We start from the raw sequence: 17,079 nt of genomic DNA, 5'->3' as shown, positions 1-17,079 counted from the left end.
TCGCTAATTAAACCAAATATGACAAAGCCCTGCTAGAAACAGCAGGGCTTTTTCTATTGCACTCTTAATTGCTTGTACGTAATCAAACTAAGCAAGACAAAGAATATTGGGTCACTCCAACCAAAACCGACAAATACTCCGATAATGCCGGCATAGGTAGTAATCACTGCCCCTAAGCCATTAGTAATCAATAATGCTTTAAACAGCTGTTTCGCAGTATGCCCTGATTCCACATTACGTAACATCAAACTCACCGCAGCGATTCCACCTAAAAAGATCGAAGTATGCTGCGATAAAAACAGCGCGTACTGGTCGTTAATTTGTACTCCATAGATCGGCCACATTATGGTTGGTACAAAAAACAACGCAAAAGCGAATACCGTATATACGACACCATGAGCGGTTAGAAAAGTGCGGTTGGTCATCATCTCCTTATCCTCTAATAGGCCCTTGATTGAGCGTAGTTAACGGCACATTGATATCGAGAATTTGACCTCGTACTTCGACTACGCCCATTTTTCGTAAGCGTGCGGCATGCATTTCGAGATAAGCTTGCGCCGTGGCTTCATCTTCAAAAAGATAGATACCACCACCGAGTTTGTCTTTTTCGCTTTCCGTCCAGATTTTCCAAATCATGCCCGGCTCTTGGTTAATCGACTTAGCTAAGTCGACCAGAGCATTCGACATCTCGTCACCAAACGGACCATGAAATTCAAAATCAACTTGCAATAATTTCGCCATCTTGAGTCTCCTCTTCTTATTGACTCGTTTTCGATGACAAGATTATTACCTTTATAAAACTGACAGAAAAGTTCATAATTTCGCCATTAACTGTCTAAAAAATTGACTCATGAGACTAAAAACGACCTTAGAACAATGGCAAACGCTACAAGCGATTAATCAAGAAGGCAGCATTCAATCCGCAGCTTTACTGCTCAACAAGAGCCATACCACATTGATCTACTCGGTGAGGAAGTTAGAAGACCAACTTGGTATTCAACTTATCGAAGTACGAGGGCGCAAAGCGGGTTTGACAGAGCACGGCAAAACCATACTGCGTCGTGCACAATCCATGCTTGAACAAGCGCGGGAACTAGAAGTCATCAGCGAGCAGTTAAAAAGTGGGGTGGAATCTCAAATCACGGTCGCAATAGATCATCTTTGTGACCCTTGTTGGCTTTATGCACCACTCAGTCAATTTTTGGAGGACAACAACACGACCTCCGTTCAAGTGGTTGAAACGTCACTGAGCAAAACAACCGAAATGGTCGTAAATGAGCTCGCTGACATCGCAATCATCAACTTACCGATAACCAACTACCCTGCCGAAGCATTTGGCGTAACAACCATGCTGCCTGTAATCGCAGCACACCATCCACTCGCTAAAAAGCCGCATGTTTCCATCGACGATTTTGCAACCACCAGCCAAATTGTCATCCGTGACTTAGGTGATTCAGACAAAACGAAAAGAGATGTGGGTTGGTTACGCGCACGTCAGCGTATTACCGTCGATAACTTCGACCACGCTTTTCACGCCGTAGAGCAAGGCGTTGGATTTTGTCGGCTACCAGCGCACTTAGTCGCAGCCCGCAAGAGCGATAAAATTAAAGTATTGGAGATCGAACACTCCCATCAATATCAAGTTGCGCTGCACCTCACTTTACCCAAAGGAGCCAAAAGTGGTCCTGCGACTCAAGCGCTTTATCGTACTTTACTCAAAAGTGTAGAAACTCGAGTCTAGCAACAGTGGTATTGAGTTGAATCGCTAGTGTTATCGCCTATTGATTCTCCCTAAATATAGAGAAACGGCCATTTTGTGACGCTACACTCTCACAAAAGGTTGCACGAAGGATAGCGACCACCTACTATCACTCTGCTCATGCCTAAAGCACCCAACACTCGCGGAAAGAACTCGGTTCACGGCAATATCCTCACCTGCTTGGTTTAGCAGGCACAATCTGTTTTTACCTTCTTTTTAGCTTCTATATAGGCGAGTGTGGAAGAAATAAGAAAGGTGAAATATGAACTCTACAAATAGCTTCTCGATCAATATCAATCAGCAAAAATCCATTGCTAAAAAAAGGCTCAAAGCTATCCGCCTATACGATGACGCCACGTTGGAGTTAGTTAAGCGATTTCACTCCAAACCAGAATCTTTGGCTCCCAATACAATTCAATTGGCTGACGTTCAACATGCACTCGCAAGAGAACTGGGCTTATCCAGTTGGAGTAAACTAAAAGTTCATGTCGAAGAGCTAGAAGCGCACAAACTAGCCATCAAAGAACAAAAACCGCCCCTAGATGCAAAAGTAAAAACGCTACACGTTCGTTGTGGCCACGACATTCAACAACAACTTAAAGCCAGCGGATTTGAAGGGGCATTTTTAGCCCTGATCGATCCGCTTTGTATTGGCCCCATACCAGCAACACCACAGAATTTCCTTGCCATTCGTGCCCAATATGTCGTAGAGACTCTGCTGCCTGTGATGAAGCGTGAAGACTCGGTTCAAGATATAGTCACATTGGAACAATCAAACCTCGATCTGTTGCAAAGTGATGTATTTGAACGAATCGTCTTTTGGGTCGAACATGACAGTTATGATCAATTGATGCTAATTCGTGCTCTAACACAGTTAGAGAATGTAGAGAATAAAGTGATAGAGGTCATTGAGTTGAACCAGTTCCCGGGCACTGAACGATTCATCGGCTTTGGGCAGTTGCCTGAAGAAGCTATTCGTTCTTGTTGGCGATACCGTAAACCTGTGACAGCAAAATTATTCAGTCAGGCTAAACGGTGTTGGCACGCTATTACATCACCGACACCTATTTCCATAATTAATTTGATTCAGCAGCATAACCTGGATTGCTTGCCCAATATATTCAACGTGCTTAAACGCCATTTGCAAGAGTTACCTAATTCACAAACTGGATTGAGCTTGACACAACACCTCGCACTAAAGGTTTTGAACTCGCAAAATCGTTCAATTCCCATCAAAGATTGGTTTGAGCAATATCAACAACTAGAACCTCTTCCTTACCTAGGAGACGTGATGTTTTACGCGTTACTCCTCCCTCTAGCACAGTGTCAAACACCTTTGATCACGATTGAGTCACGTGAAAGGCACTGGTGGGAACAAAGCGTCCGTATCACTGAGGCTGGCAAGCAGTGTTTGGAAGGCTTAATACGAGCGAAACAATGCTATTGGGTTGGAGGGATTAAAAATACCAGTCAAAGTTATTGGAGCTGGGATCACCTCCAACTAACTACACTTGCCAACCATCATTGAGTTGACAAATATGAAAGCATAACGGGTTCGTTGGCTCTGATGAACACTCAATACTAAATTATCCCTAAAGAAGCGACCGCTAGCCTGAATATAACTTAAATAGTTATGCAGAAATGCATCCACTCAAAGAGAGTATGCACTCTATCTCTTATTAAAATTTATTGTAAATCCTCTTTGTTATCGGTTGTATATTCGATAAAAGTGTTAAAATACAAACTTTTCATCCGGCCAATTCGTTAATATTTGGTTAAAATCCCATTTTTATTAGTGATAAAGTTCACATCTATTAACCATTTAGAGGATTATTCTTTCGTATTTTCTCACTCCGCTGCTAATCTGCTCGCCGCTTTGAAGTGAACTCAAGGTGCATAACTATAAGGAGTGTTCTCATGAATACCAAGAAACCGATGTCGCTTACCAGCCGCGTAATTTTAGGTATGGTTGCGGGTATCTTGACAGGATTTGCAATTCGCACACTTTTTGCCGACAACGGATTTGTCGACGCATACATTGTTAATGGATTATTCGAAGTTGGTGGACAGATCTTCGTTGCCAGCTTAAAAATGCTTGTTGTACCGCTAGTATTTGTTTCGTTAGTTTGTGGTACTAGCTCTCTCAAAGACCTCTCTACACTGGGTCGCATGGGCGGTAAAACCCTCGCTTTCTACGTTACGACAACGGCTATCGCGATTACGCTTGCTCTAACTATGGGTACTCTATTCCAGCCAGGGGCAGGGGCAGATCTAACGGCAGCAAGTTCATTCAAATCAGCCGAAGCGCCATCTTTGGGTCAGGTGATCATCGATATGTTCCCGACCAACCCAATCAGCGCAATGGCAGAAGGTAAAACTCTGCAAGTTATCGTGTTCGCCGTGCTATTCGGTATCGCGATCAGTGCAGCGGGTAAACCAGGCGAACGCATCGCAGCATTCTTCTCTGATCTGAATGAAGTGATCATGAAACTGGTCGCGATTTTGATGAACTTGGCACCTTATGGTGTGTTCTTCTTAATGGCGAAGCTATTTACTGGTCTTGGTCTGGGCGCGATCGTCAATCTGGCAGAGTACTTCTTAGTACTGGCTGGTACGCTTGTCCTGCACGGCCTAGTCACTTACAGCTTAATGTTAAAAGGTTTCACTGGTCTAAATCCAATTACGTTCCTGCGTAAGATGGAAGACGCGATCATGTTTGCTTTCTCGACCGCATCATCAAACGCGACGATTCCAGTGACAATGGAAACAGCAAAGCACCGCATGGGTGTTGAGAACCGTGTATCATCGTTCACAGTACCACTTGGTGCAACCGTGAACATGGACGGTACGGCGATCATGCAGGGCGTAGCAACTGCGTTTATTGCTCAAGCTTTCAATATTGATTTAACTATGGGCGATTACCTAATGGTTATCATGACGGCAACTCTGGCGTCTATCGGTACCGCAGGTGTTCCTGGTGTGGGTCTTGTCATGCTTGCTATGGTATTGAACCAAGTTGGTCTGCCGCTTGAAGGTATCGCGCTCATCATGGGTGTTGACCGTCTTCTTGATATGATTCGTACCGCGGTAAATATCACTGGTGACAGTGCTGTAACCGTCATCGTTGCAAAATCAGAGGGTGCATTGGATGAAGCTCGCTTCAACGACCCAATGGCAGGCGTTGCCGAAGAGGAAGTGCATCTGAAGCGCGCGGAAGCTTAAATACTTCCAAGTTAAATTATCCTGTCTAAGCAAAAACCACCTTACTCTAAGGTGGTTTTTTATTTCCAATTAACCCGAAATCAAAAAGGTTTAGATAAAATTCTCGTCCCCCCGAAGGTTGTTTCAATTACTAATAGGTCAGTAGTTAGATTCTATATTAGTTCATCTAGAGGGTTAAGATAACTCGCCTATGTTTATCACTTTGAAAATGATATAAGGGACATTTTCATCATATAGAGATACAAATTCCATTATCAAATTAAAGTTCAAAACCAAATCGCGATAGATAGTAGTCTGATAATTAAGTTGGTACTAAGATACATACATCATAATTTCATGTTTAAAAATAGTCTTTTTTTATTCATATTCTCATTTCCAATACTTGCATTAGGTTTCAACGAAAGTATGTTCGATTTTTTTAAGAAATTTAAATATACATTAAGCCCAGAGATAAAAGGTACTTTAGTTCTTGATCAAAGACCTCTAAAAAATTTAACCGTTTACTTAGAAGCTAATTTTTTAAAGAATGCTTACAAAAGGAGTTCAATTACTAATGAGTTAGGTGAATTTCACTTTAAGCCAGTCATACATTCTCAACGGTTTAAAGAATCAGCTTTGAATCAAACATATTCATATATCGGAATATATACCTATATAAATGAAGAAAAGAAGTACATTTGGGAGTCTCAGTTAAGCTACGTTTCACCGCCTATATTTATAAAAGATAACTTAAATAACCTTTACTGTGAGCTTAAAAATAAAGAATTCCGATATTTTTTCAAAAATATCAATCTAGAAAGTGCTCGAGATCTAATGGTTATTAGCAACTGCAATTTAAATGGATTTTTATATAAAACAGAGTTTACGGAGGATACATAATGCCGTCTTTAACACCAAAACTTGCATCAGAGATCGCGAACATACCGTATGGAGTATACCAGGGACAAGGGAGACTAGCGTTTAGGGGAGAAGGAGGTTTTGAAAAACACTTTGCATTTTCGCAGCAAGATGTTTTTAGTGGCCGAACTGGAGGCATCACAGGATTAGATCGTATACCATTGTTTAGAAAAGTGGTACCTGGTGTAATGAGAACATCTGAAGCATTTGCGGTAATTGGTATTGGGAAAGGAAAATATAAGGGAGATTTAGTAATTTCCATTAGAGGGACGCAAAACGCCAATGATTGGGTAACCAACCTAAATGTCGGCCTTAAAGGCTCTCCAAATGGCTCTATCGCTCATGCTGGATTTATTAATTCATTTTCAAGTATCAAACCAAGCATAAAACAATATTTACAGCAATGCCAAAATTTACCTAACCGTATTCATTGTGTTGGGCATAGCTTAGGAGGAGCTCTGGCTTCATTATGTTCTGATTGGCTGAGAGAAGAATATTCATTAAGAGTGAATTTATATACTTTTGGCGCACCTAGAGTTGGTTTAGAACAATATTCCCGTAAATCTAGTAAAAGCAACGACAAAGTATACCGCTGTACTCACGGCGCAGATCCTGTGCCTAAAGTACCTGTCTGGCCATTTATTCATGCTCCACATAATGGCGATGAGTACCGCTTAGACGCTAGTACTGGCTTTAATTTAAATGCTCATAGTATGTCTAGCGAAACAAGCTTAGGGTATTTAGATAATGCTAACTCCGAAACGTGGGGAGCAATAAAAGTCAGATCTAACAAGTACTTGTATACACCTACTAGATTTAAGTTTGAGCACAGAAACCAAGCATCATTTACAGAATATTGGTCAGAAAGAATTCAAGCAGCATTAATAACCTTATTAAAAGATACTGGCTTGTTTGCAGCAATAGCAGCCCAAGCCACAGTATCTACTGGAATGACATTTTATGATATACTCGCCAGAAATATAGAAAAAGTAGCTAAAGCTTCTAAAGTAAGAGAATCACAAGTCAAAGGGCTGTTAGGCCATATGCTGGTGTTTATTGGAAAACCAGTAACAGCAATTGAAGATATGTCTGCAAAGTTTATTAGAAACGTTTTTCTTATGGTATTTGGAAAACTTTATCGAGCAGCACAAATGGCTATTAGTGCTGTAAAATAAACTTTCAACTTAATCAGACATCGAATTCAGTTTTTCTCTGGCTTGTGCTTCGTGTTCTTTAGTGATGGCATTACCGACTGAGTTCGCGGCTAAGGTAAGTGCCGCCATATCATCGGTAAAACCGACGCCAGCTAGTACGTCTGGCACCATATCTGTTGGTAGGACGAAGTAAGCCAGCGCGCCACCTAGTATAGCCTTGTGGCGAACGGCGGTGTTGGAATCTGTCATCGCGAGCCATGATTTTATGCCCATTACGGCAATTTCTTCACCTGCTTTCTTAACCGACCCTTTCATTTTTCGCCAGAATGTTTTCTCATCTGGCGCTTGCATCGTTTGATCTTTGGCGTCTTTCGGCGCCGATTTTACAGACATTGTTGTGCTCATCGTTGCCTCCGAAATTTATGACTGTGGCCAACATATTAATAAATCGAACCTGAACGCAAGATTAATAACAAGAAATGATAGTAAAGTGAAACAAAAACACAGATAGAAAAATCCCCAAACCGAAGTCTGGGGATCGTGATGTTGGGAACTAAGTTGTCGAGGGCGCTACTGAGCTATCTTCTCCAGTACACGCATCAGCATTTTGATACGTGGTTCGATAGACTCAAGCAACAAGTACTCTTGGTCACTGTGGAAACCTGCACCGATAGGTCCTAGACCATCCAAAGTTGGAATGCCAAGAATTGCCGTATTGTTTGCATCAGAGCCGCCACCCACTTCTTTCCAGTTGATGTCGATAGCCAGTTCACTTGCGGCTTCTTCAACTAATGCCATCAGGCTTTCCGTTTGCGCACTTGGCACCATAGAAGGTTTGTAAGCTTCACGAACCAACTCGATACTCACACCATCAACGAATGGTGTTTCCAGCATGCCGTTTAGCTTGCTGTCGACATCATCGTATTCTTCGTTGCTCCAGAAACGTACATCCACGATCGCTTCAGCGTGCTCAGGGACGATGTTCGCACCGTTGCCGCCAGAAATAATACCGACGTTCAGAGTAGTACCAGATTCAAAGTTGGTCATTGCATTGACTGCGAGAATCCAATTCGCCATCTCAGTGATTGCGCTGCGACCGTTTTCTGGCTCGTTACCTGCGTGAGCAGCAACGCCATTAAAGGTCATTTTGTAGCGAGCCATGCCTTTGCGCGCTTTCACTAAACCGCCATCTGCACGTGCTGCTTCTGCAACCAGTACATTCTTAGCGTTTTTCGCTACTGATTGAATCCAATCCACAGAGTCCAGAGAGCCCGTCTCTTCATCTGGGTTCATGCAGATAGCGATAGACAACTTATCCAACACCGCTTGGTCTAGATTGCGCATCGCGTATACGATGTTCAGCAAGCCAGATTTCATGTCCGAGACGCCCGGACCGTAAGCTTTCTCTGCATCTTGAGACATTGGACGAAGCTCAGCAGTACCCACAGGGAACACGGTATCCATATGACCAATCAGCATCACGTCGATTTGCTCAGCTTCCGGCTTATTTCGAACTTCAAGACCGATGCCCGCTCTGCCACAGTCAATGCGTTTTACGCTCCAACCTGACATCGCTTGGTACTTCTCTTCAAATTGAGAAGCGATGTACTCGATACCATCAGTGGTGTAAGTACCACAATCCACATTGATTAGCGGACGTAGCTCTTCTAGATATTCATTTAGAGAGAATTGCATAACTCACTCCTAGACAAACAGATTCATCACCAGCATTGCGCCAAACGCGTTCAATACTGAGATTGCAATCATAACTGGGATATAACGACCTTCAGTGCCGATTGGGCCCATGATACGACCCATGTACTGAACTTGAGAGCCCATTAGGTAGATAGCAGGCGCAAGAATCGCAATGTGCGTACCGTTCAGGATACCTTGGTCAAATAGCGTAATAACTACGCCCACCGCGCCACCCATCGACATCCAAGCACCGATCAATACCGCTGCTGCTTCACCCGGAAGACCAAACACCGCCATGATTGGAGAGAACACCGTGCCCATCAGATCCAGTGCTCCCGTGATTTGTAGCGCTTTGATGATAACAAACGCCATCAATACGTTAGGCACCGTAGAGGTAGTCGCAATCACCCAACCTTTCTTAGCACCTTCGACGAAGATATCCGTCACCATTGGTTTTTTCGCTTTAACGTCACCCATTATGCCGTCTCCTCTTTTAAGTTCCCTGATTTGTTTTGGTCTTGCTTGTCTTCTTTACCTTCCGTCATGTTCAGGTAGATACGGAACAGGTTCGCGCCGATGATCTTAAATGCGAACATCACCACAACTGCTAAACCAATAGAAGACGTTACTGCTAGAGAGCCGTCAGCCATCGTCAGTGTGAACAGCACAGCACCCGATGAGAAGAAGTTCACGATGGTTGCACCTGCAGTGAACTGGAACATGGTAAATACGTCCGTTTCACGCTTAGTTAGGTGACCTTCATCTTTTAGCTGACGCGTCATTGCCGCACCTGCATCGGTACTTTGTAGAGAAGCAATTAAAGCCAGACCAGAGTTACCAGGGATGCCCATTAGAGGACGTAGAAGAGGAGTAAGAAGCTTACGAGCTGCTTCAAGTGCACCGTAGTGCTCAAGTACGTTGATCATACCTAATGCGAACATAACGGTTGGAATCAAAGTAAGTGCGAAAATGAAACCGTCACGAGCACCGCTACCGCCAGTACCACGGAAAGATGTGGTCGCAGCTTGTACCTCGCCATCCGCACCTTCCGTTACGCCGTAAGCCACTTTACCGAAAGAGCCATTAAGCGTTGTAAAATCGAATACACCGTACCATTCGCTAGATTGCATCAGGCCGAAAAGAACACAACCGCAAACGCCAGAGCAACGTAGCACCCCAGTGTAACTTTACGCTCAGTTTGAACAGGAATTTTCATAACATTACCTACACATGTGGAACTTAACACATATGTTCACCTGAATAATGTGCTAGAGAGATGATCAAAATCAATCCGCCTGCCGAACATTATCGCGACTCAGTTATGAAGTTTTGTTTTATGATTCCAATCACAATTGAAAGATAATAAAAATTTGTGCTAACAATTAGGTATATTAATCTATGTCGATAGCTCACGACTTCTTCATCAACTCAACAAATGATTCTGACGAATATTGCTTTCTACAACATTCATGACGTACTTCATACTTTGGCATTGAGGCAATATCGATTAACTCGAAAGTAACATTCAGCCACGAAATTTAGGTTAGGATGGCCCGGTCATATGTAAACGGCATAAACCAGAATTAACAGGACTATACGACCCATTGTTACGCTCACAATATAAAATAGCCAAATGGACACTCGCCCTCGTGCTTTGGGTGGTGATGATATGCTTAAGCCAAAATTCTGGTTTCTCGAAAAGCTGCCCGAAGGCTCACCAAATACAGAGTCAGCAAGATGAAAGCGTGAATTTATCACCATCTTGCGACCTTTCAGAAAAGCTGGTTCAAGCTTACCAACATCAGTTTGATCATATTCTTATTCCATTTTTTCTGTTTGCTTTGATTGTGGCGCTGCCGATGACAACCACAGCAATTCGCTATCTGGAATACACAGAACCGATACCGGAAAAGTATCGGGTTCACCTAAAACTTTGCGTGTTTAGAGAATAAAGCCAGCAAGGCGAGAGACCTTTCGGCCTGACTTTTGTACATATTTTATTCACTTCACATAACAAACAACGAAATTTAAAAGTTTTAGGAAATATTATGACATTCACTCGTACACTTTTGGCGTTAACGATGGCTATCGTACCTGCCGTATCTTTCGCATCAGAAAAGACCGCAGAACAAAAGCTAGAGGAAGTTACTCAGATACTAAAAGAAAACCCTCAAATTCTTGATTCATTGCACCAAAACCTTCAAGAGTACATTGCGTATCAACAGTCATTTGGCGACACCTTGAAGGAGGTTCGTCAATATCTAAGTGATGGCAAACATTCCTCTTTTGGTGCTGAAAACCCTGAGTTAACCATTATTAACGTAACAGACTATAGCTGCCCTTTTTGTAAACGTTTAGAAGGAGAGCTGGTCAAAGTTGGTAAGGAATATCCGCAGGTAAAAGTGCTTAACCTCAATGTCTCTTTTAAAGAACAATACGAGAAAAACGGCTACAACTCGGCAAGTTACGCATTAAATGTTTGGCAAAACCAGCGAGATAAGTACGAACAAGTGCATGAGTTATTGGTGAAAAAACCGGGCGCACATGACGCACGTTCCTTAAATCAAATAGCGAAAAAAACGGGGACAGAAGCACAGCTTGTCGACGACAAAGAGACCAAGGCGTTGCTTGATAAAAACTATCAGTATTTCACGCAACTTGGTTTACGCGGCACGCCCGCGTTGATCATTAATGATCAAGTCATTCCTGGCTATGTGCCGTTTGACGAGCTAGAAAAAGTCATCGACCAAGAACTGGCGAACTAATACAACAAAGCCCTTCCCTGATAACTCAAGGAAGGGCTTTTTCTATCTAGGCTTAAAACGAAGTTCTAACTACTTGTCGCGACCCACAAACGCCACAACGACTTTGTCATTGCCAAGCGAGCGAGAGAACACGTACGCGCCTTCTTGTTCAATTACTTGATGCTGACCCGCACCAATCGCTGGGTGCGCTTTACGGAACTGACCAAGAGTTTGCCAGTGTTTGAGCAGCGCTTGCTTCTCATCAGATAGCTTCCATACCATGTCAGAACGAGTGCCTTGGTGGAAATCGTCCGCGTAAGGACCAATGTTACGACCAACTTCATCACCATAATAAACCTGAACAGCACCAGGACTCAAAAGCAGTGCATTCGCGGCGTTACGCTGCATACCGTAATCTTTGAAGCGAGAGAAGAACAGCTCGGTATCGTGAGAAGACATGTAGCTCACAGGGTTAAAGTCTTTCTCATTGGCGATAGTGTCCGCATAGCTTTGGTAAGTGTCTGCCATTTGGCTGAAACACGCCGCGCCTTTGTCTAACTTCTTCTGCATATCGAAGTTAATCAACGCATCAAAGCCGTCGTCGAAGTAAGGGCTGCGATATGCGGTATGTCCCCATACTTCACCCATCATCCAGAATGGCTGACCTGACTTACCGTTCTCTTTACGCCACTGCTCAAGGCTGCTTGATGCCTCTTCTTTCAAGCGTTTCCACACATCGCCTTCAACGTGCTTCACCGTGTCGACACGGTAACCATCAATACCAAAGCGTTTCACCCAATCAGTTTGCCACTCAATTAGGTAGTCCGAGACGGTGTAATTATCACGCTCCTCAACGCGAGTGCCAGGGTTATCCAATAGCCATTGAGCTGGCTTCACGGCTTTATCTGATTCAGTGATAAAGTCTGGCAAACCCGCCAATGACATGGTGATATCACTGCTGCCCGGAACTGGGTATCCCGGTAGACCTGTTCTTACCCAGTCACCGCCCCACCATTTCGCCCAGTTTGGACTCTGGTAATCAATATTCTGGTGGTAGCTATGCCAGTTTTCGCCCGCTTTTGGTTTCCAATCCCCCCATTTCTTAGGTAGGTCAGCGTTTGGTTTTAACATCTCAATACCGTCAAATTGCAAATCGGCTAACGTTGAGTAACCAGTGTGGTTGATTACTGCGTCCATCAAGACTTTAAGGCCACGTTTATGTGCCTCTTCCACCAGCTTTTTAAGATCAGCTTCGTTACCGAAGTTCTCATCAATCTTGGTAAAGTCACGCGTCCAGTAACCGTGGTAAGCGTAGAATGGGAATGAGCCGCTATCGCCGCCACCCACAAAGCCGTGTACTTGCTCAACGATTGGCGACAACCAAATCGCATCGGTACCTAGGCTCTTTATGTAATCTAGCTTTTCGATCACACCTTTTAGGTCACCACCGTGAAAGGTACCAATCTCTTCTTTACCGTCTTTCTTGCGACCATAGCTGTTGTCATTGCTCGTATCAGCATTATTGAAACGGTCGACCATCACGAAGTAAATGTTGGCATTGCGGTAATCAAACGGCACTGCTTCTTTGGTTTTCTTCACTGGCTCTAGTAGCACCAAACCGCCTGAATCTTTGCTTGGTGTCAGCGATACTTGCTGATCTTTTACTTCGACCATCTGACCAGAATAGGCATCACGCAACTTGGTGCCATCGGGGAAACTGTCACCCAGCGCGATGGTGACTTCGCCGCCTTGGTAAACCTCACATTGCACTTGTGGGATTGGGCGTTTAAATTCTGTCTTGGCAGCTTTCTTAGGCTCTCGCTTGAAGCGTAGAGTTTTGGCTTCCGCATCAAAAGCAAAAGAGTAATCGCCAGTAAAACGGATTTTTAAAGGCAGTTCTGTTGGCTTTCCACAGTTCAGCGCGATAGGTTTGTTGAATTTGACCTTCTGACCATCAGGCGCGACACAGTCGCCTTCAATACCCGTGATTTTGAGCGTGTATCCGTCTTTGGTTAAGGGCACAACCAAAGGCTGCTCTGCACTTAACGGAAAGTCACGGCTGTTGGTCGTGGTAGCAATGGTGATGTTTGGCTCGGCGATGGCACTTGCCGATGCAAGCAATAAGGTAGTCGTAATCAGATTCAGTTTCATCGTTCAGTCCATTGGTTGCGCATAGGCGCAGTATTCGTGTTGTAGTTTTATTCACACTAATAGTAAATGGATGAAAAACTGAGCACATCATTCTGAAAGGCTACGCCCTAAAGCTTGTGACGCTTCACATTTTGCTTTTATGGGGGCGTAGTTCTACTTATGAGCAGGGTAAAAAGGAGTTTAAAGCTGAATGCTACCAAGGTTACGCATTTGTCTCATCGCCCAATTGACGCGGCTGATGGTGTAAGAAGTCTGAGGGTAAACTTTGATGCGATACGGATTTGGCAGCACCACCGCAAGCCTTGCTGCTTGGCGTGTTGAAAGTTGTTTAGCAGGAATACCAAAGTAGTTTTGCGCAGCGGCTTCCGCGCCATAAATACCTGGACCAAACTCCACCACATTCAAATACACTTCAAGAATGCGTTTTTTACTCCACATTGCTTCCATCAGCAGAGCAAAATAAAGCTCATACGCTTTGCGCACATAAGAGTGTGAAGGAAACAGAAACACGTTCTTTGCAGTTTGCTGAGTAATCGTGCTCGCACCGCGAGAGGGACCGTTCTCGCCAGACTCTGAGATCACTTTAAACAAGGAATCAAAATCCACTCCGTAATGGGTCGGGAACTTTTGATCTTCTGTCGCAATCACGGCCAGTTGAATGTGTTTAGAAATATCACTCAAAGGCACCCATTCATTTTGACTCTCTTCAGGAAATCCTTCAGGAGGAGAAATCATGCGGCTGATCTTCCATCCCCAAATTGGTGGATCGATGTATTTCACTATGCCAACGAGCATCACTGGTAAAAGCAAAAGCACCAATAAGATATTGAACAGAAGGGATTTAATCTTTCTCAAAGTCCGACCTAGCCTGATTTAACAAAACAATATGATGCAAGTATAGAGTATGCAGTCTGTTTATCGTTAGTGAAAACTTGGTCAAAAAAAGCCCGATTTACAATGTAAAACGGGCTTAGAATTTGATTAGACTAAATTATTTGTGCAGCTTGTAGAACACGGTTGAAAGTGGAGGCAAACGAAGCTCAAGTGATTGAGGCAGTGATTCACTTTCAACTTTTTCCGTTTTCACACTGGTCAGCACTTTAAAATCGCTGCCGCCGTATTTGCTGTCGTCTGTATTCAGTAGCAGTTCGTATTGACCTGCATTTGGAACGCCTAAACGGAAACGCTCGTGCGGTACGGGCGTAAAGTTGGTGATGATCAGAATACGCTCACCTTCTTTACTAATACGCTCGTGCGCTAGGATGCTCGCATCCGCTTCGTCTTGTAGACGCCACTCAAAACCAGCAGGAACACAATCTTGATCGTGCATCGCCGCTTCATTTCGGTACAAGTGGTTCAAATCTCGCATCAGCTTTTGAACGCCTTGATGACGCTCGTATTCTAGCAAGAACCATTGCAACTGATCATCGTGGTTCCACTCCGCCGTTTGGCCGATTTCCGCGCCCATGAAGTTCAGCTTTTTGCCCGGTTGACCATACATATAACCGTAGTATGCTCGTAGGTTTGCGGTTTGCTGCCATTCATCGCCCGGCATCTTGTTGTGAATAGAGCCTTTGCCGTACACCACCTCGTCGTGAGAGAGAGACAAGACGTAGTTCTCGCTGTGCGCATAAACCAGCGGAAATGTGATGGTATTGTGGTGGTATTTGCGGTGAACAGGATCTTCTTTGATGTATGAAAGACTGTCGTGCATCCACCCCATATTCCACTTGAAGCCAAAGCCTAAACCACCCATAAAGGTTGGCGCAGACACTCCCGGAAACGCCGTTGACTCTTCCGCAATCGTCATCGCATTCGGGAAGTACTTGTACACTTCTTCGTTCATCCATTTTAAGGTTGCGATTGCGTCGTAGTTTTCGTTGCCACCATCAACGTTCGGGACCCACTGATCGTGGCTACGTGAATAATCGAGATAGAGCATCGACGCGACGGCGTCCACGCGAATGCCATCAATATGGAATTGTTCAAACCAGTACAGCGCATTCGAGACAAGGAAGCGACGTACATGTTCACGGCCTAAATCGTAAATGTAGGAGTTCCAATCTTGGTGCCAACCGCGACGAGGATCTGGATCATGGAACAGAGGCGTACCATCAAAGTTCGCTAAACCATGATCATCCGATGGGAAGTGCGCAGGAACCCAATCCAGCACTACACCGATACCAGCTTGGTGACACGTATCCACGAAGAATTTGAAATCATCAGGTGAGCCAAAACGGCTAGTTGGTGCAAACAAGCCAACAGGTTGATAGCCCCATGAACCATAGAATGGATGCTCAGACACAGGCATCAGCTCAACGTGGGTGTAGCCCATATCCACAAGGTATGGCACCAACTGCTCCGCGAGTTCGCGGTAGTTCAGGAAATCACCTTTCTCGTCGCGCTTCCATGATCCAGCATGCAGCTCGTAAAACGATAACGCTTCATCACGCTTTTGTGTCACTGCGCGATTTTGCCATTTCGCATCTTGCCATTGGTAACGCTTGTGATCGTAAGTAATGGATGCGAACGATGGGTATTGCTCAGAGTAGAAACCCCAAGGGTCTTGTTTGTGTGGCAGCCCTTCCCCATTTGGCCCTTTGAGCTCAAATTTGTACTGAACGCCTTCTTCTAAGCCAGGAATGAATAGGCCCCAGATACCGTAGTCTAGGCGTTGCATTGGATGACGACGGCCATCCCATTGGTTGAAGCAACCCACAAGGCTAACAGCAGATGCATGTGGTGCATAAACAAGGAAACGCACACCAGAGATGTTTTCACCGCCACGTTCTAGCGTGACAAAGTGTGCGCCCATGTAGTGATACATGTCTTTTGGCGTATGCAGATGCTCGTACTCTTGGTAGATATTGTGGTACTGGTACGGGTCATCAATAATTTGTTCAACACCATTCCAATCGACCGCTAAACGGTAGTGGGTCAGGTGTAAATCGCGTTGCTCTTTTAAGATGAAACCGCTGTCGCCATCACGCTCAAGCGCCACACGAGGTTCACCATTAACAAGCAGTTCAACCTTGTTTGCGCCCGGCATCCAAACTCTCAGCGAAGCTTCGTCGTCAATGAAAGGACCCAGCGCCGCAAATGGATCTGAGTAAGCCGCCTCAGCAAGCAGTTCGTATGCGCGTTCGTGTTGTTTCTTTATTTTCTTGGTTTTGGTGGTTTTCAAATCTTTCTCCCTAGAGCCAACATCCTTTTCAAGACCAGAGATCTGAATCAAACATCGGTTTCTCCACAGCCAACGTTGTGAACTCACAAAAAGACTCCGCTTCTCACGTTCGTTGCGTAAACGGCGTCAAAATACAAAAATGCCCGCTATTGTCGCGGGCATAATAACGGTACTTCATCCTAACGGATTGTGTTTTAGGAATGAGTGACCTAGACGGAACTTTCGTACCTCTGAGCTAACAAAATTGGTAATCAGCTCGTCCATCTACGTCAC

General features: G+C 44.3%; 15 protein-coding genes and 1 pseudogene. 7 read left to right on the top strand and 9 right to left on the bottom strand.

From position 1 onward, the window contains the following. Positions 1 to 53: 53 nt before the first annotated feature. Together R8O10_RS12990 and R8O10_RS12985 are read right to left on the bottom strand one after the other, a co-directional pair. On the bottom strand, positions 54 to 425 hold the full coding sequence (locus R8O10_RS12990) for a hypothetical protein (RefSeq protein ID WP_054579383.1): 372 nt from the start codon (positions 423 to 425) through the stop codon (positions 54 to 56). A gap of 7 nt (positions 426 to 432) precedes the next feature. Next, the gene (locus tag R8O10_RS12985; RefSeq protein ID WP_054579384.1) at positions 433 to 741 is read right to left on the bottom strand and encodes a monooxygenase; all 309 of its coding nucleotides are present in this window, start codon (positions 739 to 741) and stop codon (positions 433 to 435) included. Positions 742 to 850: 109 nt separating this feature from the next. On the opposite strand from R8O10_RS12985, the gene R8O10_RS12980 reads away from it, so the two are divergent. The 5 genes from R8O10_RS12980 to R8O10_RS12960 all read left to right on the top strand — a co-directional run bounded on the left by R8O10_RS12980 (position 851) and on the right by R8O10_RS12960 (position 7,053). After that, the gene (locus tag R8O10_RS12980; protein WP_054579385.1) at positions 851 to 1,741 is read left to right on the top strand and encodes a LysR family transcriptional regulator; all 891 of its coding nucleotides are present in this window, start codon (positions 851 to 853) and stop codon (positions 1,739 to 1,741) included. Positions 1,742 to 2,021: 280 nt separating this feature from the next. Next, on the top strand, positions 2,022 to 3,287 hold the full coding sequence (locus tag R8O10_RS12975; protein WP_115386834.1) for a DUF1835 domain-containing protein: 1,266 nt from the start codon (positions 2,022 to 2,024) through the stop codon (positions 3,285 to 3,287). A gap of 389 nt (positions 3,288 to 3,676) precedes the next feature. Beyond that, positions 3,677 to 4,981, top strand: coding sequence for a dicarboxylate/amino acid:cation symporter (locus R8O10_RS12970; RefSeq protein ID WP_054576578.1), 1,305 nt, complete (start codon positions 3,677 to 3,679; stop codon positions 4,979 to 4,981). Between the two features lie 405 nt (positions 4,982 to 5,386). Then, positions 5,387 to 5,860, top strand: coding sequence for a DUF6795 domain-containing protein (locus tag R8O10_RS12965; protein WP_232284613.1), 474 nt, complete (start codon positions 5,387 to 5,389; stop codon positions 5,858 to 5,860). Further along, positions 5,860 to 7,053, top strand: a complete 1,194-nt coding sequence (locus tag R8O10_RS12960; protein ID WP_005374861.1) for a lipase family protein — start codon at positions 5,860 to 5,862, stop codon at positions 7,051 to 7,053. Before R8O10_RS12965 ends, R8O10_RS12960 begins: the two co-directional genes overlap by 1 nt. A gap of 9 nt (positions 7,054 to 7,062) precedes the next feature. Here R8O10_RS12960 and R8O10_RS12955 read toward each other — a convergent pair whose 3' ends face one another. The 4 genes and pseudogenes from R8O10_RS12955 to R8O10_RS12940 form a co-directional block, all read right to left on the bottom strand. Then, positions 7,063 to 7,437, bottom strand: a complete 375-nt coding sequence (locus tag R8O10_RS12955; RefSeq protein WP_042522180.1) for a YkvA family protein — start codon at positions 7,435 to 7,437, stop codon at positions 7,063 to 7,065. 165 nt (positions 7,438 to 7,602) lie between these two features. Then, on the bottom strand, positions 7,603 to 8,727 hold the full coding sequence (locus R8O10_RS12950; protein WP_262657159.1) for a M20 family metallopeptidase: 1,125 nt from the start codon (positions 8,725 to 8,727) through the stop codon (positions 7,603 to 7,605). A 9-nt stretch (positions 8,728 to 8,736) separates the two neighbouring features. Continuing rightward, positions 8,737 to 9,204 carry a YjiG family protein gene (locus tag R8O10_RS12945; RefSeq protein WP_005374849.1) on the bottom strand — a complete coding sequence of 156 codons (468 nt, stop codon included), beginning with the start codon at positions 9,202 to 9,204 and terminating at the stop codon, positions 8,737 to 8,739. Then, positions 9,204 to 9,943: pseudogene (locus R8O10_RS12940) on the bottom strand (nucleoside recognition domain-containing protein). Before R8O10_RS12940 ends, R8O10_RS12945 begins: the two are co-directional and overlap by 1 nt. Positions 9,944 to 10,391: 448 nt before the next feature. Here R8O10_RS12940 and R8O10_RS12935 point away from each other — a divergent pair. After that, positions 10,392 to 10,679, top strand: coding sequence for a hypothetical protein (locus tag R8O10_RS12935; RefSeq protein ID WP_049872671.1), 288 nt, complete (start codon positions 10,392 to 10,394; stop codon positions 10,677 to 10,679). Between the two features lie 96 nt (positions 10,680 to 10,775). Further along, positions 10,776 to 11,492, top strand: a complete 717-nt coding sequence (locus tag R8O10_RS12930) for a DsbA family protein (RefSeq protein WP_005374842.1) — start codon at positions 10,776 to 10,778, stop codon at positions 11,490 to 11,492. A gap of 69 nt (positions 11,493 to 11,561) precedes the next feature. On the opposite strand, the gene R8O10_RS12925 is transcribed toward R8O10_RS12930, so the two are convergent. From R8O10_RS12925 to glgB, 3 genes are all read right to left on the bottom strand, one after another. Then, positions 11,562 to 13,622, bottom strand: a complete 2,061-nt coding sequence (locus R8O10_RS12925; RefSeq protein WP_213967501.1) for an alpha-amylase — start codon at positions 13,620 to 13,622, stop codon at positions 11,562 to 11,564. 180 nt (positions 13,623 to 13,802) lie between these two features. Further along, entirely contained in the window at positions 13,803 to 14,477 is a 675-nt protein-coding gene (gene mtgA, locus R8O10_RS12920; RefSeq protein ID WP_025768637.1) for a monofunctional biosynthetic peptidoglycan transglycosylase, read from the bottom strand. 136 nt (positions 14,478 to 14,613) lie between these two features. Further along, on the bottom strand, positions 14,614 to 16,806 hold the full coding sequence (gene glgB, locus R8O10_RS12915) for a 1,4-alpha-glucan branching protein GlgB (RefSeq protein WP_250155567.1): 2,193 nt from the start codon (positions 16,804 to 16,806) through the stop codon (positions 14,614 to 14,616). Positions 16,807 to 17,079 lie beyond the last annotated feature (273 nt).

The organism is Vibrio sp. 1727, from assembly GCF_033344415.1.
Taxonomy (GTDB): Bacteria; Pseudomonadota; Gammaproteobacteria; order Enterobacterales; family Vibrionaceae; genus Vibrio; species Vibrio alginolyticus.
This window is presented reverse-complemented; position numbering and strand designations above follow the sequence as displayed.

Bases quoted from the DNA above. Each gene is read 5' to 3' on its own strand.
- R8O10_RS12930 (WP_005374842.1), top strand. From the start codon at position 10,776: ATGACATTCACTCGTACACTTTTGGCGTTAACGATGGCTATCGTACCT.
- R8O10_RS12990 (WP_054579383.1), bottom strand. From the start codon at position 425: ATGACCAACCGCACTTTTCTAACCGCTCATGGTGTCGTATATACGGTA.
- R8O10_RS12985 (WP_054579384.1), bottom strand. From the start codon at position 741: ATGGCGAAATTATTGCAAGTTGATTTTGAATTTCATGGTCCGTTTGGT.
- R8O10_RS12980 (WP_054579385.1), top strand. From the start codon at position 851: ATGAGACTAAAAACGACCTTAGAACAATGGCAAACGCTACAAGCGATT.
- R8O10_RS12955 (WP_042522180.1), bottom strand. From the start codon at position 7,437: ATGAGCACAACAATGTCTGTAAAATCGGCGCCGAAAGACGCCAAAGAT.
- R8O10_RS12945 (WP_005374849.1), bottom strand. From the start codon at position 9,204: ATGGGTGACGTTAAAGCGAAAAAACCAATGGTGACGGATATCTTCGTC.
- R8O10_RS12925 (WP_213967501.1), bottom strand. From the start codon at position 13,622: ATGAAACTGAATCTGATTACGACTACCTTATTGCTTGCATCGGCAAGT.
- R8O10_RS12975 (WP_115386834.1), top strand. From the start codon at position 2,022: ATGAACTCTACAAATAGCTTCTCGATCAATATCAATCAGCAAAAATCC.
- R8O10_RS12935 (WP_049872671.1), top strand. From the start codon at position 10,392: ATGATATGCTTAAGCCAAAATTCTGGTTTCTCGAAAAGCTGCCCGAAG.
- R8O10_RS12960 (WP_005374861.1), top strand. From the start codon at position 5,860: ATGCCGTCTTTAACACCAAAACTTGCATCAGAGATCGCGAACATACCG.
- R8O10_RS12950 (WP_262657159.1), bottom strand. From the start codon at position 8,727: ATGCAATTCTCTCTAAATGAATATCTAGAAGAGCTACGTCCGCTAATC.
- R8O10_RS12965 (WP_232284613.1), top strand. From the start codon at position 5,387: ATGTTCGATTTTTTTAAGAAATTTAAATATACATTAAGCCCAGAGATA.
- R8O10_RS12970 (WP_054576578.1), top strand. From the start codon at position 3,677: ATGAATACCAAGAAACCGATGTCGCTTACCAGCCGCGTAATTTTAGGT.